At 26.8% G+C, this 24203-nt stretch carries 29 protein-coding genes; 27 read left to right on the plus strand and 2 right to left on the minus strand.

The features are described 5' to 3' along the window. Positions 1–372: 372 nt before the first annotated feature. Positions 373–624 carry a hypothetical protein gene (locus Q0J35_RS07880; RefSeq protein ID WP_297195218.1) on the minus strand — a complete coding sequence of 84 codons (252 nt, stop codon included), beginning with the start codon at positions 622–624 and terminating at the stop codon, positions 373–375. A 76-nt stretch (positions 625–700) separates the two neighbouring features. Beyond that, positions 701–2497, minus strand: a complete 1797-nt coding sequence (locus Q0J35_RS07885) for a hypothetical protein (RefSeq protein ID WP_297195220.1) — start codon at positions 2495–2497, stop codon at positions 701–703. A 463-nt stretch (positions 2498–2960) separates the two neighbouring features. Between Q0J35_RS07885 and Q0J35_RS07890 the strand changes: the two genes are divergently transcribed. The 27 genes from Q0J35_RS07890 to Q0J35_RS08015 all read left to right on the plus strand — a co-directional run bounded on the left by Q0J35_RS07890 (position 2961) and on the right by Q0J35_RS08015 (position 24186). Then, a complete protein-coding gene (locus Q0J35_RS07890) occupies positions 2961–3425 on the plus strand; it encodes a hypothetical protein (protein WP_297195222.1) in 465 nt (154 codons plus the stop codon). A gap of 718 nt (positions 3426–4143) precedes the next feature. Next, complete coding sequence (locus tag Q0J35_RS07895; protein ID WP_297195224.1) at positions 4144–4458, plus strand: hypothetical protein; 315 nt, start codon at positions 4144–4146, stop codon at positions 4456–4458. A 9-nt stretch (positions 4459–4467) separates the two neighbouring features. Beyond that, on the plus strand, positions 4468–4710 hold the full coding sequence (locus Q0J35_RS09010; RefSeq protein ID WP_363315717.1) for a VirB3 family type IV secretion system protein: 243 nt from the start codon (positions 4468–4470) through the stop codon (positions 4708–4710). A 9-nt stretch (positions 4711–4719) separates the two neighbouring features. Beyond that, on the plus strand, positions 4720–4875 hold the full coding sequence (locus tag Q0J35_RS07900; protein WP_297195227.1) for a hypothetical protein: 156 nt from the start codon (positions 4720–4722) through the stop codon (positions 4873–4875). Further along, entirely contained in the window at positions 4859–7333 is a 2475-nt protein-coding gene (locus Q0J35_RS07905) for an FtsK/SpoIIIE domain-containing protein (RefSeq protein ID WP_297195229.1), read from the plus strand. The genes Q0J35_RS07900 and Q0J35_RS07905 overlap by 17 nt, the downstream gene beginning before the upstream one ends. A 2-nt stretch (positions 7334–7335) precedes the next feature. Further along, on the plus strand, positions 7336–7464 hold the full coding sequence (locus Q0J35_RS07910) for a hypothetical protein (RefSeq protein ID WP_297195231.1): 129 nt from the start codon (positions 7336–7338) through the stop codon (positions 7462–7464). Positions 7465–7466: 2 nt separating this feature from the next. Continuing rightward, positions 7467–8141 carry a type IV secretion system protein gene (locus Q0J35_RS07915; protein WP_297195233.1) on the plus strand — a complete coding sequence of 225 codons (675 nt, stop codon included), beginning with the start codon at positions 7467–7469 and terminating at the stop codon, positions 8139–8141. Then, a complete protein-coding gene (locus tag Q0J35_RS07920) occupies positions 8138–9382 on the plus strand; it encodes a TrbG/VirB9 family P-type conjugative transfer protein (RefSeq protein ID WP_297195236.1) in 1245 nt (414 codons plus the stop codon). Before Q0J35_RS07915 ends, Q0J35_RS07920 begins: the two co-directional genes overlap by 4 nt. Beyond that, positions 9379–11397: a DNA type IV secretion system protein ComB10 gene (locus Q0J35_RS07925; protein WP_297195238.1), complete on the plus strand. Its 2019-nt coding sequence runs from the start codon at positions 9379–9381 to the stop codon at positions 11395–11397. Before Q0J35_RS07920 ends, Q0J35_RS07925 begins: the two co-directional genes overlap by 4 nt. 36 nt (positions 11398–11433) lie before the next feature. Then, positions 11434–12090 (plus strand): hypothetical protein, encoded by a 657-nt coding sequence (locus Q0J35_RS07930; RefSeq protein ID WP_297195240.1) that lies wholly within the window; start codon positions 11434–11436, stop codon positions 12088–12090. Positions 12091–12152: 62 nt separating this feature from the next. Next, positions 12153–12518, plus strand: a complete 366-nt coding sequence (locus tag Q0J35_RS07935; protein ID WP_297195243.1) for a hypothetical protein — start codon at positions 12153–12155, stop codon at positions 12516–12518. 13 nt (positions 12519–12531) lie between these two features. After that, positions 12532–12768, plus strand: a complete 237-nt coding sequence (locus Q0J35_RS07940) for a hypothetical protein (RefSeq protein WP_297195244.1) — start codon at positions 12532–12534, stop codon at positions 12766–12768. Further along, complete coding sequence (locus Q0J35_RS07945) at positions 12758–13717, plus strand: CpaF/VirB11 family protein (RefSeq protein ID WP_297195246.1); 960 nt, start codon at positions 12758–12760, stop codon at positions 13715–13717. Before Q0J35_RS07940 ends, Q0J35_RS07945 begins: the two co-directional genes overlap by 11 nt. Next, entirely contained in the window at positions 13714–14079 is a 366-nt protein-coding gene (gene mobC / locus Q0J35_RS07950) for a plasmid mobilization relaxosome protein MobC (protein WP_297195248.1), read from the plus strand. Before Q0J35_RS07945 ends, mobC begins: the two co-directional genes overlap by 4 nt. Further along, entirely contained in the window at positions 14076–16034 is a 1959-nt protein-coding gene (locus Q0J35_RS07955; protein WP_297195250.1) for a type IV secretory system conjugative DNA transfer family protein, read from the plus strand. Before mobC ends, Q0J35_RS07955 begins: the two co-directional genes overlap by 4 nt. 92 nt (positions 16035–16126) lie before the next feature. Further along, positions 16127–16339: a hypothetical protein gene (locus tag Q0J35_RS07960; RefSeq protein WP_297195252.1), complete on the plus strand. Its 213-nt coding sequence runs from the start codon at positions 16127–16129 to the stop codon at positions 16337–16339. Positions 16340–16396: 57 nt separating this feature from the next. Continuing rightward, on the plus strand, positions 16397–17260 hold the full coding sequence (locus Q0J35_RS07965) for an ArdC-like ssDNA-binding domain-containing protein (protein WP_297195254.1): 864 nt from the start codon (positions 16397–16399) through the stop codon (positions 17258–17260). A gap of 68 nt (positions 17261–17328) precedes the next feature. Beyond that, positions 17329–17973: a hypothetical protein gene (locus Q0J35_RS07970; protein ID WP_297195256.1), complete on the plus strand. Its 645-nt coding sequence runs from the start codon at positions 17329–17331 to the stop codon at positions 17971–17973. Positions 17974–17984: 11 nt separating this feature from the next. After that, positions 17985–19970, plus strand: coding sequence for a type IA DNA topoisomerase (locus Q0J35_RS07975; protein ID WP_297195258.1), 1986 nt, complete (start codon positions 17985–17987; stop codon positions 19968–19970). Between the two features lie 19 nt (positions 19971–19989). Then, a complete protein-coding gene (locus Q0J35_RS07980) occupies positions 19990–20292 on the plus strand; it encodes a hypothetical protein (protein ID WP_297195260.1) in 303 nt (100 codons plus the stop codon). An 85-nt stretch (positions 20293–20377) separates the two neighbouring features. Next, a complete protein-coding gene (locus Q0J35_RS07985; protein ID WP_297195263.1) occupies positions 20378–20818 on the plus strand; it encodes a single-stranded DNA-binding protein in 441 nt (146 codons plus the stop codon). A gap of 61 nt (positions 20819–20879) precedes the next feature. Beyond that, on the plus strand, positions 20880–21029 hold the full coding sequence (locus Q0J35_RS07990; RefSeq protein WP_297195265.1) for a hypothetical protein: 150 nt from the start codon (positions 20880–20882) through the stop codon (positions 21027–21029). A gap of 2 nt (positions 21030–21031) precedes the next feature. Continuing rightward, positions 21032–21535 carry a lytic transglycosylase domain-containing protein gene (locus Q0J35_RS07995; RefSeq protein ID WP_297195267.1) on the plus strand — a complete coding sequence of 168 codons (504 nt, stop codon included), beginning with the start codon at positions 21032–21034 and terminating at the stop codon, positions 21533–21535. 20 nt (positions 21536–21555) lie between these two features. Continuing rightward, positions 21556–21837: a hypothetical protein gene (locus tag Q0J35_RS08000; protein WP_297195269.1), complete on the plus strand. Its 282-nt coding sequence runs from the start codon at positions 21556–21558 to the stop codon at positions 21835–21837. After that, positions 21837–23006, plus strand: a complete 1170-nt coding sequence (locus tag Q0J35_RS08005; RefSeq protein ID WP_297195271.1) for a type IV secretion system protein — start codon at positions 21837–21839, stop codon at positions 23004–23006. The genes Q0J35_RS08000 and Q0J35_RS08005 overlap by 1 nt, the downstream gene beginning before the upstream one ends. A gap of 16 nt (positions 23007–23022) precedes the next feature. Then, entirely contained in the window at positions 23023–23580 is a 558-nt protein-coding gene (locus tag Q0J35_RS08010) for a thermonuclease family protein (protein WP_297195273.1), read from the plus strand. Positions 23581–23832: 252 nt separating this feature from the next. Beyond that, positions 23833–24186: a hypothetical protein gene (locus Q0J35_RS08015; protein WP_297195275.1), complete on the plus strand. Its 354-nt coding sequence runs from the start codon at positions 23833–23835 to the stop codon at positions 24184–24186. Positions 24187–24203 lie beyond the last annotated feature (17 nt).

Consider the following 24203-nt stretch of genomic DNA (forward strand, 5'->3'; position numbering starts at 1 on the left):
AAAAAAAAAAAAAAATAAAAGTTGAAAACATAGTGTTTTGATAAGGATTGTTAATATTAAAACATTGCTATATAGAGTGTTTTGATAAGAGTTATTAGTATTAAATATGAATATATAGTGTTTTTGCTTTTGTTTTTATTTGATTTATTCTTTCTTTCCCTTTTCGGTTTAGCTTTTAGCAAAGTTTTTGTTTTTAGATTAGTTTGGCAAGGTTTTAGATTTTTTACAGAAAAAAAGATTAAGAGTTTATTTGTTCAGATATTTAGATTTAAATTGTTTTTTTTTTTTTTTTTTGAATTTGTTTTTATTTATAACTTAGACTTAAATTGTTTTATGGGTATAGTCCTAATTGAAACAAAATCCTGCCATAAATCAATTTTTTTTAGATATAGTAATGGGGTAGTGCTTTAAAGAATAATTTTGGATTTTAGATAGGTTTTTGTTAATTTTAGAACACATTATCTTTTTTTTACTCTTTAATTTAGGTTTAAATTTAGTTTGAGCCTTTTTATCCCTATAATTACCATATTTTTTTTCTATTTGTTGGATATTTGTTCTAAAGTATATAAGTTCAACTCCATATCTTCTAATCTTATCACTAGCAAATTCAGTTTTAAGAGGCATAGACAATCCTTTCTTTAATGATCTTTTAGTATTGTAGTTTTTTTAAGCTTTTAAAGTGTTTAAGCTTTCTTGCTATTTAAAAATCATCTCTAAAATATTTAAAGCCTGAATTTATATTTTTTAAATTATTTTCTTTGATGTATTTAAATGTTGCATCTTTTAAATCTTTTGTGTTGCTTTTTGTTTGTTTATCTTGTAAAACTTCTTTTGTTTGTTCTTGTTTGATTATTTTTTCACCTGCTGTGCTTATATTTTCTGTTTCTGTTTTTGTTTCCTTTATGGTATCTTTTTCTTTATATTTTAATTCTAAACGTTGAAGGAGTGTTTTGATTTTTTCTTCTTCATCTATCTTTAAAAAATTTGTTAGTTTTTGATATTCTTTAATTTTAAAATAGCTAAGTTTATCATTTTGAAAATCTTTGTCTAAAATATACATTTTATCTTGCATAAAGCTCTCTATTGTTTTTATATTGCTTTGCATTCTATTTATTAAATTATCATAAATAGTTTTTAAATCTTTTTCTAAGACTATTTTAGAAAAATCACTGCTTTTTAGGTTTTCTAAATTGTATTTTAATTCTTTGTGAGATTTAATAAGTTCATAGCTATTGTTTTGCTTATTTAAAACAGAAGCTACAATTAAAGAAGCTTTGATATTTTCTTTTATGTTTTCATTAAGATGTTCGTTTTTTATTTTTATTTCTTGTTCTAATTCTTTTAAGATTATAGTTTGACTTAATGAAAGTTCTTTTTGATTTTTTGTAAGAAAAGAAAGAATATTTTTCTTGTGATTTAAATTAAAATCATCTAAGTTCTTAAAAAGATTACGATTTTTTTCAATTTTAAAGCTATGCTGTTTTAATTTTATTATTTTATTTCTTAAGGAAGTGATTGTGTTTTGTGTATTTTTAATTTCTAAATTTATTTTCTTTAGTTCTTTTAAAATCTTGTAAGCCTTTTTATGTTTTTCATCGATTGTTTTTAATCTTTCAAGCTCAATAAGTAAAAAATCATTTTTAAAACGATAAAGCTCTTGTAAATCATCACTTAGTTTTTGTGTTTTACTTTCAAGATTATTTATTTTTATTTGATTATTCTTATACATTTTTGCTAATTCTAAATTTAAATTTTTCTTAGTGCCATAATCATATATATTTTTTAAGTCTCTTATTTGCATATCCAAGTTTTTTTCTAATCTACTCTTATTGCAATAATTTAAGCCTTTTAGGTTTAAAGCAAAAGCAAAATCATTTCTTAAATTAGTAAATAAGTCTTTGAATTCTTTTTTGTTTAAGTGTAGTTTTTTATTGTTGAATTTATTATTTTTATTAAGTATGATGTGTATATGTGGGTTGTTTTGATGAGAGTGTAAAACTAAAGCCCATTTATAACCGTAAAAATTCTTTTGCATAGTGTAATTAACAGTTTCTTTTAAAATGTTTTCAATATTTTCATCAGCTATTTCCTTAACACTAAAACACAAATGCCAGACTTCTTTTGAATTTTTTTTATTAGAAAAATCTTTTTCCCAATCACTCATAATCTCATTTAAACTTTTTTCTTCTAAATTATCATCAAGCACAAAATCATCTTTTGAGTTTCTAATGATATAAGAAAGAGCATTTTTACAGCCATTTTTATCTAAATTATTTAAGTTTTTTACAAGCACTTGTTTGCTTTGATTATTATTTAAAGCAGAATAATTTTTAAAGAAATTATCATTAAGTTCATAATTAAAAAATCTCTTTGCTTTTTTAATTCTTGTATCTACTTCTTTTTTGTAAATTTTCTTTGTTTTTTTAGCAAAGATAGATTCGTAATTAAAAAATAAAGATTCCTCAATTTCTTTTTTGCTTCTTTTTCTAAAAAACATACTCAACTTTCATTTTTATTATTTTAATTTTAATCTTACAGAAAAATATTTTTTTAGTCAAAAAAATGGGTATATTAATTTTAGCTTAGGTATTTATGCAGGATACGCAAAAATATACCCATTTTTGCAGAAAAAAGCCTACAAAAAGCCTAAACTAAGGGCTTTTTATGTAGATTTTTTGCTTTTTGCAAAAAATAAAAAAATAGTTTTTAAAAATTAAGTGGATTTTTTGTGTATTTTTTTAAAAGAAAAAGTGAAAATATTTTAAAAGAAAATGTAAAAAATAGTTTAAAAGCAAGGTAATGTTTTTTAAAAGAAAAGGTGTTAAAAAATAAAGAAAATGTATAAAAAAAAAGTGTTTATCATACTTGCTTTTTACAAGAATTATTTTTTATTTTTTTCTTTATTTTTTTATGTTTTATTGTATAATAGAGATTGCAATAAATATAAATAAAGAGTAAAAATGAACCAAGCAAGACAATATGAATATGTAACAGATAGACTTAAAGAATTAGTTATAGCTTATGTAAATGAAAATACAGAGGAGAATTTATTAAAAATTGCTAACGAAATACAAAAAGAAAATTTTTTAGAAACTAAAAAACTTATAGACTTAGCTATAGTGGAAATTAAAAAAGAGCTTGAAAAAATGTCTGATAAATTTGTTAGCAAAGATTATTTAGACGCAAAATTAGAAGCTTTAGAATATAAGATTGATAATAAATTAGAATCTTTGGAACATAAGATTGATAATAAATTAGAATCTTTGGAACATAATGTTGATAAGAAAATAAATGAACTTGTAATGGATAACAAAAGCATAAAAAAAGATATTAAATATTATGCTTTTGTAATAATAGCTTTAATGATTATATTGCAACCAAAGGTAATAGATTTTATAAGTAATGTATTTTCTGTATCTAAGTGATACAAGCTCACAAAAAAGAAAATTTTATTTAAACCATACGAAACTTCTTTTAAAAGAAAGAGTAAAAACAGATTAAAAATAAGGCAATATTTTTTAAAAGGAAAAGTGTTAAAATAAAAGATTTAGAGAATAAAAATCTTATGGACTTAATAAACTCTTTTATAGATTCTTTTTTTTCATCAGCCCTTGTTCTTTTTTATTTATTCTTAATTAATACTACATTGTTTATAGTCCAGAAAAATATTTTAAAAAAAAATGCAAAGTCTTTTAAAAGAAAAGTTGAATTGTTTGTATAAAAAATTAAAATTTTTCAAAAAATTTTTATACATTTTTCAAAAAACTTATATAAATTTATATGCTTATTAATAATTTTTATTATTTATGCAAAAATTTAAAGAAAAAAATCAAATCCTTTCAAAGACCTATTATAACTTTATTTGAAAGAGGTTTAAAAAATAAAATAATTTTTTTTTCCTATTATAACTTTTTTGGGACGGAATTTTTTTAAAAAAATATACCCATTTTTAAAAAAAAGTTATACTTATTTTCATGCTTCAAAGAATGTCGATTTTTTACAAAGCAAATTTTTCTTAAGGTTCATTTAAGAAATTAAACTATGGAGAAATAGGAATTCTTTATCAAATTTTCCCTAAAAAGTTATATATGAAAATTTTTTTCAAAATGCTAAACTTCCGCAATTTTTTTAAAGGATAAAAATATGAAAAAAATCAAAAATATTTTTAATTCTAGTTTAGCTTTATTTTTAAGCTTACCTGTTTTTGTTTTTGGTGCTAATGGAGGCAATCCTTTATCTACCTTAAAAGGCAATATAGATACAGAAATTGACAACACGTTTAAAACGGTTATGGGTATTATGAATACCGTTTCTGTTACCATAGCAGTTGCTTGGTTTATTCTTTGTTTAATCCTTTGGAAGTTTGCACCTGAAAGAGGTAAGGAACATCTAAAAACTTTACTTACAGTTGGGGTTATTATAGGTCTAGTTTATGGAGTTACTACGGCCTATATGTAAGAGGATTTAATGATACAAACAGATTGTTATAGAGACATTACAAAAAAACAAAAGATTAAGGGTTTAAGCTTACCTTCTTGGCTAATGCTTATTGGCTTATCTTTTGTTTGTTGGTTTGTCCTTGTTTTATGGGTTATTTTGGTAGCACCTATTTTATACATATTCTTTTTTACTTTGGAATATTTTGATGAGGATATTTATCAAATAATCTCGAAACGAACAAAAATTAAATCAAGTAAATATTATGCGTGAAAGGTAAAAATGTTTTTTATTTTTGGATTTTTATTAGGTTTTATTTTAGCTTCTTATCTTTTTTACAACAAAGTTGCTTTTGTAATTAAGGCTTATGAATTTGTAGAAGTGCAAATTAAAAATATTTTAAATAAGAAAAAAGCTAAAGATGAAAAGCCTAAATAATCTCTTTACTTCTTTATTCTCTAAGAAGAATAAAAATAAGAATGCTAAGTTAAATAAAGATGAGCTTATTCAAAAAAGTATTGATTTTTTGAATAAAAACTTAGCAAAAACAGAGGGTATTTTAAAAAGCACTCAACCTAAGGTTTTTTCTATGGCTGAAGAAAGTAACATAGCTTGTAAATATAATGATTTTTTGCTTTGCACAAAAGATGGAAACCTAGTTTTAGGAATAAAACTTAATGGCTATTCTTACGCCGCTTCTAATGAAGAGGAAGAATTAAGCTTAGCTATGCTTAGAAATCAGTTTTTTATCCGTTTAAAAGATGATATAGAACTTAACATAATAATCAAAAAAGAAAAAGTAAATATTTCAAATGATAGTAGCACAGTTAAAAATCCTTATGCAAAAGAGATTATAGATAAGTGGGATACAAGAGCAAGTGCCTTTAAGCTTTTTTATTATTTAATCGTATCTACCAAATCAAAAAATCTAACAGGACTTTTTGAAACAGTAAAAGAAAAAAGCACACAAGAAAAGATACAAAAAGAGGAAAAAGAACAAGCAAAAGTTAAATTTCATTTAAAAGAGAGGATTTTAGATGAAATTAGAATCAATATTTTTAATGATTTAGCTATGTTTGAGCCTAATATGCTAAGTAGCAATGATTTAATTAATATATTTGCTAACTATGCAAATGCAAATAATGTAAATATAAGCCATTCTTTTGGATTATTAACAGATTCTTATTTAAGCTCTGATGTTGAATTTAAAAAAGATTATATGATATTTGAAAGAAATGATAGTAAAACAATATATCAAAGATTTTTGTCTGTTAAATCCTATGAAACAGATAATATAAGCTCTTTGATAAACACTTCTATTTTAAGAGAAAATAGCGAATTTTTAATCTTTATACATTGTGAAGCCTTAGGTAAAGAAAAGGCTATTAAGAAGATTAAAGATACTATACTAACCGCACAAGATATAGTAAGAGATGAACTACTAAATTTAATGGAGCTTGTTAAGGCAGACCGTGAAAGCTTGATTTTAGTTTCTTATTCTGTGTTAATAGGAGCTGAAAGCTTAGAAGAGCTTAATGATAAAACAAATTTAATTAAAGGCTTACTTGAAAATCAATCTTTAAATATAGTTAAAGAAACATTAAATCAAAAGCCTCTTTTCTTTTCTTTTTTTCCAAGTAGAGGCAACCTAAATGTAAGAGTAAGAGCCTTACAAGCTAAAAATCTATCTACAATAGTAAGTTTTGAAAATGATATTTTAGGATTTAAGAAAAATTCATGGGGAGATAAACCTGTAACTATATTTAAACATTTAAGCGGTAGCCCATTTTTGTTTAATTTTCACGAAAGTGAAGATGAAAACGCCTTAGGGCATACCTTAATTATAGGTGGAACTGGAGCTGGTAAAACAACTCTAACACAATTTTTAATGCTTAATCTTTTCAGATACGACATTAATATTTTTGCAATGGATAAATTAAGGGGTATGTGTAATTTTGCAACTTATTTAGGTTGTGAATACCACGATTTAGATGAAAACGAAGAGGGTGGTTTAAGTGGGTTTAAATTAAATCCTTTTTCTTTAGAAGATAGCAGAGAAAATAACTTATTCTTAGTTTCTTGGCTTTGTAAAATGGCGGGTATAGAACAAGGCAAAGATTTTGAGCTTGAGGGCATAGTTGAAAAGGCTTTAATATCTTTAAGAAATATAGAAAAACACAATAAAAACACCTTTGAACATTTTTATAATGCTTTGACTAAACCTAACGAAGGGGACGTTAATATAAGGTTTAAAAGCTTTAGAAAATCTTTATTTGATAATGAAGAAGATGCTTTGAACTTTGATAAACAATTATCTATATTAAATATGGACGCAATTATTAAAAATGAAAGATTAGCAGGACTAAGTGCTTTGTATATCTTTCATAAGATTAAAAATATTTCTAAAAAATCAGGCAAGGGTTTTTTTATCTTTATAGATGAGTTAAAAGACTATCTTAACGATGAAACTATGAGAAAAAACATACTTGAATCTATCTTAGAAGTTAGAAAACTAAATGGTGTTGTTACTATGGGAGTGCAAAACCTTGATTTTTTTGATGGAGTTTCAAGCTCAAATTCATTCTTAAGCAATATGGCTAATTATATTATATTTCCTACAAGCAATGAAAAGACACTCGAAGAATTAGAAGCAAAAATCAATCTAAGTGGAAGTGAGCTTGATTTTCTAAGAAAAACACCTAAGGAATCAAGAAAGGTTTTATTTAAACAACAAAACATAAATAAAAGTGCAATCTTAGATGTGAATTTTGCAAGACTAGGAGAGCATTTAAGAGTATTTTCATCAAATTCAAGCGATGTAAAACTCTTAAAAGACTTGAAAACTAAATATCCAAATGAATATAGACAAAGATATTTAAAAAAATTAAAGGATTAAAGATGAAAAAAATATTTTTAACTTTTTTAATAGGTTTTTTATGTGTAGCGTGTAGCACAAAAAGACAAATTGATTATACAAGCCCTTGTGCCTGTTATGAGATAGAAAAAATAACAAAATTTAAAGGTTGATTATGGCTTTAAAAGATGATGAGTTTAAAAAAGACGCTAATTTTTTGTTTTCTTTAGAAAGAAATATAAAGCAGTATATGTTTGTATTAAACATAGTCTTTGCGTTGATTATAATTTTTTTAATTATTCTTTTAATCATTTTACTACCCTTAAAAGAGAAAAAACCTTATTTAGTGTTTTTTTCTGATACTCAAAGTAATTTTGTAAGGGTAGAACCAGCTAATATTGATATAAGAGCTGATGAAGCTTTGCTTAAAGGCATAATTAGCTCTTATGTTTTAAAAAGAGAAACAATAAATAGAATTGATGACGTGCAAAGATATGAAGAGATAAGAATGCAAAGCTCGTCTAAGGTATGGACTACCTTTAATGCTTTGGTGGCTCAAACCAATTCTATTTATTCAACAACAGGTATTTATAGAGAAATTAAAATCATTAATTCATCTATTTTAAGTGCAAATGTAGCTACTGTGGATTTTGTGGCAAGGGTAATTAGTGATTCAAGTGGAGAGCAAAGTTATAAAAGATATAGAGCCTCTTTACAATATGATTTTAAAAACCAAGAGCTTAATTTTGATTCCTTACCTAAAAATCCAACAGGTTTTACGGTAAGTGAATACGCATTAACTGAAATAGATTTACAAGGCGTTATACCTGAAAATAAGGAAACAAAATGAAAACACATATATTAAAACTAATATTTTTAAGCTTTATTTTTAGCTTTTCTTTTTCAGCAACACAGCAAGAAATAGAACAAGCAAGACAAATGGCACAAGCTTTATCGGGTATGAATACACAAACACAAAACAATAATAATTCACGAGGTGAAAGTATTTTTATGACAAAGGATTCTACTAAAAATGATTTTGTAGGCTCATCTATAAGATTACAAAACCCTAACAATCCTCAAAATGTAGATTATAGCTCTTATCCTAATATGCAACAAACATCAAGTAGCGGTGGTGGTGCTGAGTTAAGTGATGAACAAATTGCCTTACTTAAAAGTGCGGCTAGAAACAAAAACTTAAGAGCCTTACAAAAGAATTTCTTAAATAAAAAATATACAGGTTATGAAAATACTAGTAAATACAATTTTGAAACAGATAGAACAAGAAAGATAAGAACCAGATTTGCTATGGCTACTACTCTTATCTTTTCTTCTCAAGTAGAAAGTTATGTTATAGGTGATAGCACAGGTTTTTTAGTGAATGAAATGCCAAATTTAAAGAATGCTTTAGCGATAAAACCTATGCTAATTGGAATTGATACAAGCTTGACAGTTTTTACAAAAGATAAAAAACTTCATACCTTTTACATATATTCTACTGATTATAAGAGTAAGGAAAACCCAAATTTAGTTATTTATGTAGAAGATGAAGAATCAAGAAATTTTGAAGAGGCACAAAAAGAAAAACTAAAAGACTTTTTAGTTATTAAAGAAGGTATTAATCAGCTCTTAGTCAAAAAAGATGAAATATACGATAGATATAAACAAAAAGCAACTAGAAAAAATGCTTTTTTAATGGCGGAAGAGATTTTTAATGATAAGCAATATACTTATTTTAAATACACAAAAGAAAGAATGCCACAACTTCCAACTATCTTTGTAGTGGTGGATAGACAAGATAGCCCTATAGAAACTAGAGTTATTGGAGATTATCTAATAGTAGAGACAACAGCTAAACAATTTACTATAAGAACAGGAGATTCTTATGTTTGTGTAGAAAGATTAGAGCCACAAAAACTTAACCCAGATGAGATAATAGAAAAAACTAATGATGAAAATGTAAATACAGATATAAACGAATTGTTTAAGCAAGTAGAACCTAAAACACAGTATCAAATCATCTCAAAAGAAAATGAATACAAAAACGAAGCAAGAGACTGGGCAAAACCAAAAAGTAGGTTAAAAATATGAAAAACAGAATTTATTTAAGCATTGTAGTTTGTTTATTATTAAGTGATTTTTCTTTTGCAAATAATAAAACAAAAGAAATTAAGAAGTATGATGAGCTAATAGAATTTAACGCAGATAAAAAGGATTTAAATTATCTATTTGAAAATTCTGATATGAAATTTCCACTTGATGATTATATCTATAAAGGAGGACTTAAAAAGCCTCATCAAAACGTAGGGGAAATTTTTAGACAAGAAAATAAGAGCGAAAAAAGCCTAGATGAATATGCAAAGGAAGCTGAAGCTAAGCTAAGAGAGCAAATTCAAAAAGAATTACTAGCAAAAAGTGGTAATAGAAAAGGTAATATTATGCTTGATTCTAATGGTAATGTTATCTTAGATTGCAATAACAATCCTATGTATGAAAATATTATGTATGATAGTAAGAACTGTCCTTTAACAGATAAGGACGGCAACCCTATGTATAAAGACCTTTTATACGATGAAAATGGAAACTTAATACTTGATGAAAATGGAAACCCTATATTAAAAAATGACCCTGTAAAAGGCAGGGTATTGCTTGATAAAAATGGCAATCCTTTGCTTGATTGTAAAGGTAATCCTATGTATGAAAATGTCTTTTATGATAAAGAAAAATGTCCTATCTTAGATGAGAATGGTAATCCTTTATTAAAAGACGACCCTGTAAAAGGAAAAATCTTACTTGATGAAAATGGAAATCCCTTACTAGATGCAGAGGGTAATCCTAAATACGAAAATATAATGTATGATAAAGATAATAAGCCTATAAGGGATAAAAATGGCAATGTTTTAATCAAAGATGAAAAAGGTAATTTATTACTAGATAAAAATGGAAAGCCTCTTTTAGATAAAGAGGGAAATCCTATGTATGAAAACGTCTTATATGATAAAGACGGAAAACCTATAAGAGATAAAAATGGCAATTTAATACTTAAAGAAGATTCTGTAAAAGGAAAAATCTTACTTGATGAAAACGGAAACCCTTTGCTTGATTGTAAAGGTCAGCCTATGTATGAAAATATTTTATATGATAGTGCAAATTGTCCTGTTTTAGACGAAAATGGCAATCTAGTAACAAAAGATAATCCAAGAGCAGATGAACTCTTAAAAAAGGCAAATATAGCAAGAGACCCTGACAAATATATACAAGAGGAAGTTAAAAAGGCTTTAGCTTCTCAAAGCACCCCACAAAATACAAATCAAGTTTATGGAAACGGACATTTAAGTGGTGGCGGTGCTTCTTATATGGCAGGAAGACATATTAATTCTATTATAAGAGATTCTATCTTAGCAGATAGAGGCACTACGCCTACGGCTTTTTCTAATCCAGATTCAAGATATGGAGCTTCATCTTTTTCTAATCAAAAGAATGTAGATGAGGCAACAAACGAGCATAAATTATATAGAACAATCAGAGCGGGTAAGATGATACCAGCTATATTAACAACAGCTATATCATCAGATATAGAGGGAATGGTAAGTGCTCAAGTAGAACAAGATATATATGCTTCAATGGGAAGAGCCGTTTTAATACCTAGAGGCTCTAAAGTTATAGGAACATATAAAAATGATAACAAAATAGGACAAGATAGACTTGCTATTTCTTGGAGAGAGATAATAACACCACAAGGAGTTAATATCTTATTAACTAACGCTATTACAGCTGATAATATGGGTATGACAGGTGCAAAAGGTTCTGTTAATAACAAATATCTAGAAAGATACGGTATAGGTTATGGTTTATCTACAGTATCAAATGTTTTACTACTAGCTTTATCAGCTCAAGCAGGTAACAACGTATATACTAATCAAATATACGAACAAAGTAATTCAGACGTAAGCACCATAGTGCAAGATATTATAGAACAACAAAAAGAATTACAGCCTACAATAGAAATTAAACAAGGAAGTAGAATTTATATAGTGCCATCAGCTCATATTTGGTTCCCTATACCTAAAAACGGTGAAGTTATGGCTGAATATTTTATGGATTGAAAAATGAAAAGACTTTTAAAAAAGGAAAAATAAAAAATGAACGAAAACAAAGAAAAAAGAGGGATTTATAATGTAACTTTCAATGAAAAAGAAAGTATCTTTATTGAAATTGAAAGCATAGAAAGAAACATTTTAGGTTTTATAAAAGATGCAGTTTTAATTTATAGCAAAGGCTATCACAATATAAAAAAAGATAAGGGATTTGGTGCAAAACATATTAAATTGCATTTAGAAGAAAGTAGTAACGGATATATAAATATCAATGAATTACTTAACATAGGAAAATCTTTAAGAGAGTATATAAATAATTTTCAAGAGCCATTTTTAGATAAAGAGGGTAACAAAGAAAGAAAGGTATATGAATGGCAAGATGAAAAGGGAATAAGATTTAGAGTTGTAAGTGGTATGTTTGAAAGGGAGGGTCTCCCGAAAACGCCACTATCCCCTTTCAATGATACCATTGTAACCTTTTATTCTGACAGAAACCTTAAAGAAAGAATGCTTTTTAAAAATCCTAAAGTAATTTTATTTTATGAAAGCAAAGAATTAAATAAACAACTTGAAAATCTTTTAAAACAAAGAAATAAGAATAAAGAAATAAATACTCTTTTAAAAGAAATGAAAGCCAAGAACATAAAAACAAATAAAGAAAATGAAAAAAGTCTAAAAAGCTTAAATCAACTTAGTAGATAAACAAGGATATGAAATATGATTAAAAGATATTGTAATGAGAGATTATGGATAGGAGCTAAAAAATGAATAATAATAATGCTATGTGTTTTTATAAACTAAATGAGTATTACAAATATCTAAGAAAATTGAAAAAGGATTTATTAAAAGAAATACAAAAACAAGAAAATATGCTCGAAAATAATAGTTCAAAAACAAAAGAAACTATAAAAAATGACCTGTTATATAAATATATAGCTTTAAATGTAATAACTATAAGAGAAAGTAAAGATAATCCTTTTACAAGAATACAAAGAGCAGATTTTAATGAAGTTTTTCCTGAAGAAAAAGATATTTTTGAATTTTTAGAAAAGCTTATAAGATTAAGTTATTTACAAAGCTACGATGAGATTTTACCCTATGAATTAGAATTTTTTAAACTTAAAAAATAAGAAAGGATAGAAAATGGCAAATACAATCGAAAGTATAGAGCAAAGGTTTAATCAATTAAACCTAAATAAAAAGGCAAATCTAAAAGAAAGAATTTTAAACAAGTTAAGCGAACAAGCAAGAAAAGAGTTAAAAGAACTAAGCTTACTTGATAAGAAATATAAAAGTTGTGAGAAAAAGCTAAATGCTACTTTAAACAATATTGAAAACATAGATGAATATTTAGCCAAGAAAGAAAACAATGCAAAATAATCCTGTTTTAGCACATAAATTAAGAGTATTAGAACCATATCTTAATATGAAAGCAAATGAGCTTATTATCAATAATGTAAAAGAAATATATATTGATAAGGGAACTAGCTGGGAATATATACAAGATGAAAGGCTTGATATACAGTTTTTAGATGATTTTTTAACTCAACTTGCAACAAGAAGAGGACAAAGATTTAATGAAAAATATTGTCATCTATCTTGTGAGTTGCCACAACCTTTTGCAAGATATAGAGTTCAAGCTCAACATAAATCATCACTTTTTGATTCTGAAGTTTGTATTTGTATAAGAATACCTAGTAAAACAAAGTTTCAAATAGAAAATTTTGAACTATCTAAAAGAGTTTTAGAAAATGGCTGGACTTATGAAAAGATAAAAGCCTTAATAAGAGCAAAGAAAAATATCTTAGTAAGCGGTGGAACAGGAAGTGGTAAAACATCTTTTTTAAATACCTTGATACAAGAGATTGAAAGCGATTCAAGGGTAGTTAGTATTGAAGATTCTAAGGAGCTTGATTTATCACATATTAAAAATAAAACCCAACTTGCAGTGCCTAAAGAAGAAAGCGAAATTTATTCTTATCAAAGTGCTATTAACAATGCTTTAAGACTTAGACCCGATAGACTATTTTTAGGTGAAATTGATATTAGAAACACCTTTACCTTTTTAAGAGTGAATAACACAGGACACGCAGGAAGTTTAAGCACACTTCACGCAAATAGTCCAAGTGATGCTATTAAGGCTATATTTACAAATATTATCATAGGTGGCTCTTTACAGAATCCAGATAGAACTATGTTAATGGAATTAATCACAACCGCAATTGATTACATAATACAAATCACAAGGGATTCAAATAAAAGAATAATAACAGATGTCTTATATCTAAAAGCCTTTTACGAAGCAAATAAATCTAGGATACAAATATGAGAAATGGAATATCAATATTTTTAAATGAAAAAGAAAAAAAGCTTTTAAAAGCAAAAAGCACTGAATTAGGATTAACACAGTCATCTTACATAAGAGAGTTAATCAACAATATAGATTATATAAAGGAAAGAAAGGCTTTAAATTCTTTTATAAGCTTAAATCAAGACCTTTTAAAAGAGCTTAATAAGATAGGAATTAACATTAATCAAATAGCCTTTAGCTTAAATACGGGCATTAAACAAGATTCAAAGAGCATTAAAGACGAAATAAAAGAGCTTAAACATTTACTAAAAAGCTTTAATGATTTTTATACTGAAAATCTAGGAGTAAAAATAATCAAAAGAAAGGGGTTTAGAAAATGAGTGCAGAAAACGGAAAAACACCAGCTAAAGAATGGATTAAAAGGTTTATTTATGCAATTATTGCAGGAATAATAATATATTTTATAGCTATAAAATTAATCTTTTCACCTGATTTTTCACAATTATTTTTTGTTGGAAAAAACATAATCTTAAACTTAGGAACACCATATTTAAAATTTAAGGCTTATTTATGCTTATTATATGGTTTAACACCTCTTATAATGATATTTTTATGGTGGCTCTTTTATAAGCCAATAGCTAATGAAAGTTATGGTAATGCTGAATTTGCAAAACTAGAAGAAGATAAAGAGGGCGAAGTTTGGAAAAAGATGAACCTAAACAAAGAAACAGGACTTATGTTAGGTTGCTTTATAAAAACAAATCCTTTTACTAAAAAAGAAGAAAGAACCTTTATAAGAGCAACAAGCCCCTTAGCTTGTTTGATAGTTGCACCTCCTGGAACAGGTAAAACCGCAAGTATTGCTTTACCAAATCTATATTCTTTACCAAATTCTGTAGTTGTATTTGATATTAAGGGAGAGCTATACGAAAAGAGTGCTGGTTATAGACAAAAACATTTTAACAATAAAATACTTTTGTTTTCTCCTTTTTCAGATGAAAACACTATGTTTTTTAATCCTTTTGATGAGAGTGTAATAAAGGATATGAATTTTTCTCAAATGAAAAAATTAGCAGAACAAATAGCAGGAACTATTTTTGTAGGAGAAAAAGGCAAGGAAAACGACCACTGGATAGTAAGTGCTAAGACTATGTTTGTGTATTTTGCATTATATAATATGCAAAAGAAAGGCTATACAAATTTAGCAGAACTTAGCCAAGCTCCTAAAAAAGATTATTATGATGAATTAGTAGGCGAATTTAAGGCTATGTGCCAAAAAGAAGACCCTGATGAAGAAAAAATGATAAAAGACCCAGAGGCAGATACCCTAAAGGCTTTCTTTTACCAAGCAAGTCAAGATAATGATATAGATGAACTTGTTAGAAATCAATTTAGAGCTTACACAGTATCAGCAGAACAAGAATTTGCAAGTATAAAATCAACCTTTGATACCTATATGAAAGTCTTTTCAGACCCTCAAGTTGCAAAAGCAGTTTCAAAAATGAATTTCACATATGAGGATTTAAGAGAGAAAAAAATATCTATGTATATAGTTATACAAACAGCAGATATGGATATATTAGCACCTCTTGTAAGGATACTAGCAGAAAGCTTATTTAAAAATCTGATGATGAAAGAAAATGCAGACCCTAACAAATTTATATATTTTATACTTGATGAGTTTGTTAGATTTGGAAAAATGCCATTTTTACTTGAAGCCCCAGCTCTTTGTAGAAGCTATGGACTTATACCTATATACATTACACAGTCTTACGAACAAATCAAAAAATATTATGGTGATGATGATATGAAAATTATCAAGGCTAATGTGGGCTATCAGGTAATTTTTAGAATGAATAGCCCTGAAGATGCAAAGGTTTTAAGTGAGATGATAGGAGATTATACAAGAAAGAAAACTTCAAGGAGCAAAGGAAATTTAGACCTAATTAAAAGCAATGATTCTGTATCAAATGAGGGCTATAAACTTGTAACCGTGCAAGATATATTAAGCAATCCAATAGACCAAATTTACATCTTAATAGGAGGCTTTTTTAATAGACCTATTAAGGCTAAGGTTAATTTTTGGTTTAAAAACCCTGATTGGCAAGGTGCAGATAAGATTAAGGTAGATGAGAACAAAGAAGAGGAAAAAAATAAAGATGAATCTAAACAGGAAAATGAAGAAAAAGAAAATGAAATACAAGATGATACTAAAAAAGATAAAAAGGAAGCTAATGAAGAATCTGAAGAAAACAAGAACGAAGATGAAAAAGAAAACCCTACACAAAAAACAGAAAAACCTTTTTTTAGAGCCTATCCAGATAAGGAACAATAAAAGAGCTTAGTTTCTAAGCTCATATAAGAATTAAAAGAAATAATTTTTATATGAGTTTAAAAACTCAAACACCCAAAAGAAAGGATTTTTCTATGGAAAATATTAACGAGGAAGAACTTGATTTAATGAAAAAAAACATTGAATCAATGGACGAGGAAGAGTTTAATGCTGTATTTAAAAGGAATATAAGCCTTGAAGAAGCACAAAGCTCAACAATAGATGTTTATCCAGACCCAAATATACCTATTGATGTATATACACAGTGGGTAAATGAAGGACTAGAGGATACAGAATTTGGTGGCTAACACCAACGGGAAAGCCTAGAAGCTTATACCCTAGAAATATATTACAAAGGATTAAAAATGGCAAAGAAAAAAGAAGAAGCAAAAGTTTTAGAAATTCCTTATATAGATTGGGAAAATAAAACCAACGCCCAAAGAGAAGCCTCTATAAATAGCTATCACGCAAGTATTATAGTAAAAACTTCAAAAATGGCTAGAGAGGAAAACAAACCTGAAATGGCGTTTTGGAATAAGAATATGAGTAAAGAAGAAATCAATAATTCTATTCCTTATAACGCTAAAACGGGACAGCCATATACAAATGTAAGCGATGTAATACTTCGTTGCGTGCAAAAGCTTAACAACTACAAAGAGCCAACTTTCATAACTATGAATGAAGCAAATCTTTTAGGTGGAAAGCTTAAAAAAGCACTAGATGAAAACGGAAAAGAAATGCTTACTAAAAACGGTAAAACTGCTTACGTGCAAGGTGTGAAAATACCTTACATAGAAAAAGGAGAATGGAAAAACAAGCTTGATGATAAAGGAAATGTTATACAAACACAGGCTAAAGATAAAGATGGCAATTTAAAATTCGATGAAAAAGGTCTTCCTATAATGAGAGATGTTAAAGAATTTGTGCCTTTTAAAGAACCTATGATTGAAACTATAACACTTTATCACACTTCACAGTTTGAAGGACTTGATAAATCAAAGTTAAAAGAAAGAGATTTAAGCAAGATTGAAAGAAGGGCTGAATATTTTCAAAAAAACCCTGAAGCTTTGCAAAAACCTGAAAGAATAACTTCTTTTGGATTAAATGCAAACCTAGCTCAAAACCTTTCTAACTTTGTAAAAGCAGTAAAAAGTGGAGTTGATTTTGTAAAAACACAAACACAAAGTCTAAATAGAGAAGCTAAGAAAGAACTAGCTTACACTCGTTAATTAAAAGCCCATAGGAATCTCTATGGGTGTTATTTTTTTAAAGTTTTAAATGAGGAAAAATAAAAAAAATGAATGAAAACAAAGAAAAAAGAGGAATTTATAATGTGAGTTTTAATGAGAAAAACTCTACACCTATAAATACAGAATTAGAACTTATTGAAAATGCAGTGATTGACTATGTAATTCATTATATTAAAGGTTGGCATAACACAAAAAGAGATAAAGGTAGAGGTGCAGAACACATCAAACTACACTTAGAAGAAAATTCTCAAGGACAAATAACAATAGAAGAGCTTTTAAATTTAGGTAATTATGTAAGAAAATATTTGAAAGAATTTAAAGAGCCGTTTATAGAAAATGAAAACAAAGACGGAAGAGTATATGAATGGGAGAATGAAAAAGGTATTAGATTTAGAATAGCAACTGATAAAATCAAAGGGGAGGGTCTCATTCCGCCACTATCCCCCTCTGATGAAATAATTATAACCTTTTATTCTGACAGAAACCTTAAAGAAAGAATGCTTTTTAAAAATCCTAAAGTAGCTTTGTTTTATGAAAGCAAAGAATTAAATAAACAACTTGAAAATCTTTTAAAACAAAGAAATAAGAATAAAGAAATAAATATTCTTTTAAAAGAAATGAAAAATAAAAATATAAAGCTTAATAAAGAAAATCAAACAAAGTTAAAAAACTTAAATCAACTTAGTAGATGAAAGGATAGAAAATGAGTGTGATTATTATAGAAAGTCCAAACAAAAAGGACAAGATAGAAAAGATAAGTGGTTTTTCTACTTACGCGACTATAGGACATTTTAAGGATTTACCTAATTCTTATTATATAGATTGGAATAACTATGCACCAAATTTTGAGTTTAAAAGCGAAGAAGCTAAGAAAAGAATGAATTTTATCTTTTCACAGTGTAAAGATAAAGATGTTTTTATAGCAACAGACCCAGATAGAGAGGGCTATGCAATAGGTTATATGTTTTTCTTAGCAATTAAAAATATAGCCAAATCTGTAAAAAGAGCAGAATTTCACGAAATAACTGAAAATGGTATTAAAAAAGGACTTGCTAATGCTATTGACTTTACTAAAAGCAATTTTTATGAATTTGAAGCTTTTAAGGCTAGAGCAGTTGGAGATAAATTAGTAGGCTTTATATTAAGCCCTAAATATATAAGGCTTTTGCAAGATAAAAATGTAAGCATAGGTAGAGTGCAAACCCCAGCTTTAAACCTAATAGTTTCAAAAGAAAAAGAAATAAATGAGTTTAATAAATTAAGTGATGATGAAAAAACAAGCTATAAATTAAAGGCTCTTTGCAAATGTGATGACAAAGAATTTCACATAGAAAGTGAAAGAATATGTAAAGATAAAAAAGAGCTTGATGAGTTTTTAGACTTTTTAAAAGATAGTAAAAATGCTCTGCTTGAAAACATAGAAGAAAAAGAAATTAAAAAAGCACCACCTAAACCTTTTAGAACTTCTCAACTTCAACAAAAAGCTAATCAGGTTTATGGTTTTTCAAGTGATGAAACTATGCTTTTAGCTCAACAACTCTTTGAAAGAGGACTTATAACATATACAAGAACAGATTCTAATGCTTTAAGTATAGAATTTATAGAAGAAGTTAAAAATCTATTCCAAGATGAAAGCTGGTATGAAAGAAGAGAATATAAAGCAGGAAAACAAAGCCAAGCAGAGGCACACGAAGCTATAAGAATAACACATACTCATTATTTTAAAGAAATAAATGATGTTATAGAAAAAGCAAATAATGAAATTAAGGAAAACACTAAAAAACTAGGTAAAAACCACTTAAAACTTTATACGCTTATATATTTAAATTCTATTCTTTCACAAGCAAAAGATAAGATAAGTATAAATAAAAGCTTTAATTTTAAAATAGGAGTAAGCCCATTTAAAATTTCTATTTCAAAAACTATATATAAAGGCTATGAAGATGTCTTTAAGGATAGTGAGATTAATCTTAATGATGAAGAGGAAAAAAATGAAAAAGAAGACATTAACTTAGATTTTTTAAATGAAAATTCTAAAATAGAAATACTTTCTTATGAGAGCAAGGAGGTTAAAAAACAAGCTCCAAGTAGATACAAAGAAAGTTCTTTTATATCCTTGCTTGAAAAAGAAGGTATAGGAAGACCAAGCACTTATGCTTCTTTTTTACCTACCTTGCTTAAAAGGCAGTATGTAGAGCTTGTAAAAAAAGGTAAAAATAACGAAATAATACCTACTAAAAAAGGTATAGAAATTGTAGAACTTCTTTTAGAAAATGATGAATGGATTACTAAAAGCGAATACACAAAAACAATGGAAGACGTTTTAGAATCTATTTCAAAGAATGAATTAAAATACTTAGACTTTGTAAAACCTCTACATCAAAAGCTAAATTTCATAAATACAGATGAAAACGATAAAACGCCTAGCCAAAAACAAATAGATTTTTTAGAAAAGCTATGTAAAGAACAAGGCAAAGAAGTGCCAAGTGAAGCTTTAAAAGATTATACCCTTTATCAAAAAACTATAAATGAGCTTAAAAAAACAGCACCTAAAAAAGCACCTAGTGAAAAACAAATAAAACTAGCACAAGATTTAGCACAAAAAAATAATTTAGAACTGCCAAAAGACTACGATAAGAATATCAGCATTTGTAGCAATTTTATAGATAGTGTTTTTAAAAAGAAATAAACAAAGATAGGACATAAAAATGAAAAATTTTATATTAGAAAAGATTAAAAGACAAAAAGAAATTTTTGAAAAAACTGCTTTGCAAAAAGAGCTTTACAATAAAAGTGATTTAATCTTAAAAAACACTAGAGAGGATATTTTAAGCCTTAAACAAAAAATATTAAAAGAGGCTAATGCTACCTTTAAGAAAGAGGCACAAAGTCTAATTAAAAAGGCTATTAAAGATATGCAAAAACTTGCAAAGCAAGATGAGCAAAGATATGAAATTTTTAAAAAATATGAAAAAGATTTTTTAAAACAGTTAAATACAAATCTTATCTAAAGAAAGGAGTTTATATGAAAAGATTAAAAGATTAAATAAAAAGTCTAAATTAAAAAACAAAAAAAATATTAGAAAGGATAAAAAAATGAATAAAGTTACTCTATATGGATTTTTAGGAAGAGATTTTGAATTAAGTAAAACAAACAGCGGAAAAACAGTTGCTAAAAATTCTTTAGCCATAACAAAAAGGTGGATTAATTCAAATAACAATAAAGAGGAGCATACAGACTGGATACCTATAACATTATTTGATAAAAGTGCTGAAAACGCCAACACCTTTTTTAAAAAAGGAGATAGATTTTTATGTGAGGGCGAAATAAATACCTATACTTATACTGATGATGAAACAAATGAAAAAAAGTATGGTTTTTCAGTTATAGTAAGGAATTTTCATTTTACAAAGAGTAAAGATGAAAGCACAAATAATAATGTAAAAGAAATACAAACAGACTTAAAAGAAAGCGAACTTCCTAATAATGAAGAATTAAATCAGGCAAGTAAGCAAAGCTTAGAAGCTGTGTTTTAAGAAAAAAACTCTAATAAGTTTTATCTTATTAGAGTTTAAAAATAAAGAAAAAGGATAAAAAATGATAAATGAATGGATTTCAAACTTAGATGCTTTTAGTGCGTGGGTTTTACTTTTTTTATTGTCTGTATCTTTTTACTTTTTTACAAAGCTCTTTAAAGATAAAGAAGAAAAAGCAAAAAAAGATTTTAAAGATACAAAAAAGGAATAAAGATGAAAATTTTAAAAACCTTATCCCTTTTTATCATATTTGCTATAAGCTTAAATGCTAGCAATAATGCTTTTGTAAAAGCAGGACAAGCTTATAAAATTAATCCTAAACTTTTATGGGCTATTGCTTATAAAGAAAGTAGATTTAATACATTAGCTATTAATAAGGCTAATAAAAATAAAACTTATGATATAGGAATTATGCAAATAAATTCATCTCATCTTAAATGGCTTAAAAGAGATTATGGAATAAGTGAAAAAGACCTTTTCACAAAACCAAAGATTAATATTTATGTAGGTGCATTAATACTTAGAAAATGTTTTGATAAGCACGGAGCTAATATTAATGGACTTACTTGTTATAACGGCAAAATTAAAGACAATCCTTATGGTAAAGATGTTTTAGCTATCTTAGAAAAACAAGAAAAAAAGATTTTAAAGCAAAGAATCGCAAAAACATTATTAACAAGAAATAAAAAAGACTTTGTAAGAGTTTTAAACAAATAAAGATAAAAAAGGATAAAGCTTTGATAGGAGTTTTAGCTAATTTCTTAAAAGCCTTAGATATAGATAAAAAAGACTATGAAAAAGCTTTACAAGATAGAGATAAAAAAGCTAAAGAAAATATACAAGAATGTTTTATAGAACTTAAAGAGGAGGAAAATGTGTATAAGATAGACAAAGAAGTTGTAATAGTAGCTTATGATGAAAAGACAAATGAGCCTATTAAAGAAGAAATTACAAAAGAACAAGTGCCTATTTCAAAGACTATGGCAAAAAGTAAAATTACAAGATTAAGGATAGGATAATGGATAAAGTTCAATCAGCAGGTATAATTCAAAATGTTTATAATACCTTAATTCAAGTAAGTGCTCAAGTAACAGGGAAAATGGACGCTTCTATATTTTCTGCTATGCAATCTATATTTTTTAATTCCTTAGCCTTTTCTTTAGTAGGCATTATACTTGTGTTTTGGTTATTTAACCATATGAAAGCAGGTTTTAGTAGAGATGATTTATTTAAGGGTGGAGTATGGCTTATATATCTTTGCTGTATATATGCAATTATGACTTCTTTTTCAGCATATTCAGAGTTTAAGTCTTTATTTTTAATACCACAACATATTATGAAAGCTTGTATAGGTTCTTTTGCAGGAACTTCTGACGCAGGAGCTATGTTAGATAGGACTTTTTCTGAGGTTTATGATGTGTATTGGGCAGCACAAGCATACGGTGCTGATATATTTGCAGATCAAAATTGGATTTTTGATGACCCAGATTTTCTTCAAAATGCAGTCGCTTATATAGCAATAGGTGTTTGGTGGATAACAATTGGATTTTATCTTTTAATCATCATTGGTATTTTTATTATGCAAATAGCCTCTAATTTTGCTTTAAGTATCTTTGGTTGTTTAGCCCCTATGCTTATTTGGTTATTATTAATCCCACAAACAAGAGGATATTTCTTTTCTTGGCTTAAAAATTATATAGCTATTTCTTTTTATATTCCTATGACTATGCTACCTCTTTTGCTTATAAATAAGGGGCAAAATTATATGGATTTAACATATATTACTTTGTGGGAAAACACACTTTCTCAATTTTCTATGTCTATGGTTTTAGGTATATTAGCAATATATCTTTTATTTAAGATACCAGAATGGATAAATATAATACTAGGAACACAAGAAAGTGGAGCAGGTTTTACAGCACAAGCGACACAATCAATGATGACAGGTGCAACACAAGGAATAGTAACAGGAGCTTCAATGGGAGCAAACACTGTATTAAAAGGTGCTAAAACAGGACTAAATTCAGCAAGATTTACTAAAGGTGTATATGACGGTCTAAAAGGAAATGCTATGCCACTTAATTCAAGTGATTCAAGGAAAAAAGGAGCAAATATAGGAACAGGTGTGAGAGGTTTAGCAAGTAATGGATTTAACATCGTATCAAGTTTTTATAATGGTAGAAAATAATTTAAAAGGATAAAAAATGAATAGAAGAGCTTTTTCTTTATTAAAAAGAATACTTAATTCAAAAGGTATTTCTTTTTCTTTAATTATAGCTATGCTTGTATTTTTTGCTAGTTCTTATTCAGGTTTTTCAAATTCTTATCTTAAAGATATATTTGAGATAAAACCTAAAAAAGAGATTTATGCTAAGGTAATAAAAGTAAGCGACGGAGATACTATACACTTACTTGATGAGAACAATACTAAGTATAAAATAAGATTACAAGGTATAGACACACCAGAAAATAAGCAAGAATACGGGCAAGAAGCAAAAAACTTTTTATCATCTATGATAAAAGATAAAGCAGTAAAAGCTGTTATAGAAGATAAGGATAAGTATGATAGATTTGTAGCTACCATATATCTTAATAAAATGGATATTAATAGAGCAATGGTAGCTAATGGTTACGCACACGCTTATAGAGACTTTAGCACTAAATATATAAAAGAGGAAGTAAATGCTAGAAAGAATAGATTAGGATTGTGGCAAAGCGATAATGTTAAAAATCCTAGTGATTTTAGAAAAGAAAATAATTAAAGGATAGAAATGCTAAATATATAATTATTTAAAATATTTATATTATATTTTAAATAATTTAAAATTATAAAAAATAATTTATAGTTATTTAAAATAATAATTAATAATTTACAATAATAAAATATAGTTTTTTATAATTTAAAAATATATATATTTAAATATCTACATATAAAATTTTTTAATCCGTTTAGAGCTATGGGTATATTTTACTGTATAATATACCCAATGAAATACATTAAAAAGGATTGTAATATGAAAAAATTAGTATTAAGCTCTTTGCTTTTAGGTGCTTTATTTGTAGGTTGTGGTAGCAATGATGATAAATTTGAATCTCAAGCTGGTAGAATGGACGAACAAGCTTTACAGTTTGTAAAAGAAAAATTTCCTAATGGGATAGCATATAAAACTTATAAGAAAATAAAACCAGACAAAGGAAAAGATATTACAGTTACTGAAGTTTTACGTTGGATAGATATACCTAAAAATATTAAAGAAACTAGTGGATATCAATATAGATTTGTAATAAAAGATGAAAATGGTAATGTATTAGAAGATATTTTTCCTGTAGAGTGTTCCATTAAAGAAAATAAATGTAAACCTTTTTAATATTCAATAAGGATTGT

The organism is uncultured Campylobacter sp. (assembly GCF_944323605.1).
Taxonomy (GTDB): Bacteria; Campylobacterota; Campylobacteria; order Campylobacterales; family Campylobacteraceae; genus Campylobacter_D.

Bases quoted from the DNA above. Each gene is read 5' to 3' on its own strand.
- Q0J35_RS07915 (WP_297195233.1), top strand. From the start codon at position 7,467: ATGGCTTTAAAAGATGATGAGTTTAAAAAAGACGCTAATTTTTTGTTT.
- Q0J35_RS07970 (WP_297195256.1), top strand. From the start codon at position 17,329: ATGAATGAAAACAAAGAAAAAAGAGGAATTTATAATGTGAGTTTTAAT.
- Q0J35_RS08010 (WP_297195273.1), top strand. From the start codon at position 23,023: ATGAATAGAAGAGCTTTTTCTTTATTAAAAAGAATACTTAATTCAAAA.
- Q0J35_RS08015 (WP_297195275.1), top strand. From the start codon at position 23,833: ATGAAAAAATTAGTATTAAGCTCTTTGCTTTTAGGTGCTTTATTTGTA.
- Q0J35_RS07975 (WP_297195258.1), top strand. From the start codon at position 17,985: ATGAGTGTGATTATTATAGAAAGTCCAAACAAAAAGGACAAGATAGAA.
- Q0J35_RS07935 (WP_297195243.1), top strand. From the start codon at position 12,153: ATGAATAATAATAATGCTATGTGTTTTTATAAACTAAATGAGTATTAC.
- Q0J35_RS07890 (WP_297195222.1), top strand. From the start codon at position 2,961: ATGAACCAAGCAAGACAATATGAATATGTAACAGATAGACTTAAAGAA.
- Q0J35_RS07980 (WP_297195260.1), top strand. From the start codon at position 19,990: ATGAAAAATTTTATATTAGAAAAGATTAAAAGACAAAAAGAAATTTTT.
- Q0J35_RS09010 (WP_363315717.1), top strand. From the start codon at position 4,468: ATGATACAAACAGATTGTTATAGAGACATTACAAAAAAACAAAAGATT.
- Q0J35_RS07900 (WP_297195227.1), top strand. From the start codon at position 4,720: ATGTTTTTTATTTTTGGATTTTTATTAGGTTTTATTTTAGCTTCTTAT.
- Q0J35_RS07990 (WP_297195265.1), top strand. From the start codon at position 20,880: ATGATAAATGAATGGATTTCAAACTTAGATGCTTTTAGTGCGTGGGTT.
- Q0J35_RS07945 (WP_297195246.1), top strand. From the start codon at position 12,758: ATGCAAAATAATCCTGTTTTAGCACATAAATTAAGAGTATTAGAACCA.
- Q0J35_RS07880 (WP_297195218.1), bottom strand. From the start codon at position 624: ATGCCTCTTAAAACTGAATTTGCTAGTGATAAGATTAGAAGATATGGA.
- Q0J35_RS07995 (WP_297195267.1), top strand. From the start codon at position 21,032: ATGAAAATTTTAAAAACCTTATCCCTTTTTATCATATTTGCTATAAGC.
- mobC (WP_297195248.1), top strand. From the start codon at position 13,714: ATGAGAAATGGAATATCAATATTTTTAAATGAAAAAGAAAAAAAGCTT.
- Q0J35_RS07910 (WP_297195231.1), top strand. From the start codon at position 7,336: ATGAAAAAAATATTTTTAACTTTTTTAATAGGTTTTTTATGTGTAGCG.
- Q0J35_RS07965 (WP_297195254.1), top strand. From the start codon at position 16,397: ATGGCAAAGAAAAAAGAAGAAGCAAAAGTTTTAGAAATTCCTTATATA.
- Q0J35_RS07925 (WP_297195238.1), top strand. From the start codon at position 9,379: ATGAAAAACAGAATTTATTTAAGCATTGTAGTTTGTTTATTATTAAGT.
- Q0J35_RS07985 (WP_297195263.1), top strand. From the start codon at position 20,378: ATGAATAAAGTTACTCTATATGGATTTTTAGGAAGAGATTTTGAATTA.
- Q0J35_RS07920 (WP_297195236.1), top strand. From the start codon at position 8,138: ATGAAAACACATATATTAAAACTAATATTTTTAAGCTTTATTTTTAGC.
- Q0J35_RS07940 (WP_297195244.1), top strand. From the start codon at position 12,532: ATGGCAAATACAATCGAAAGTATAGAGCAAAGGTTTAATCAATTAAAC.
- Q0J35_RS07885 (WP_297195220.1), bottom strand. From the start codon at position 2,497: ATGTTTTTTAGAAAAAGAAGCAAAAAAGAAATTGAGGAATCTTTATTT.
- Q0J35_RS07895 (WP_297195224.1), top strand. From the start codon at position 4,144: ATGAAAAAAATCAAAAATATTTTTAATTCTAGTTTAGCTTTATTTTTA.
- Q0J35_RS07905 (WP_297195229.1), top strand. From the start codon at position 4,859: ATGAAAAGCCTAAATAATCTCTTTACTTCTTTATTCTCTAAGAAGAAT.
- Q0J35_RS07955 (WP_297195250.1), top strand. From the start codon at position 14,076: ATGAGTGCAGAAAACGGAAAAACACCAGCTAAAGAATGGATTAAAAGG.
- Q0J35_RS07930 (WP_297195240.1), top strand. From the start codon at position 11,434: ATGAACGAAAACAAAGAAAAAAGAGGGATTTATAATGTAACTTTCAAT.
- Q0J35_RS08005 (WP_297195271.1), top strand. From the start codon at position 21,837: ATGGATAAAGTTCAATCAGCAGGTATAATTCAAAATGTTTATAATACC.
- Q0J35_RS07960 (WP_297195252.1), top strand. From the start codon at position 16,127: ATGGAAAATATTAACGAGGAAGAACTTGATTTAATGAAAAAAAACATT.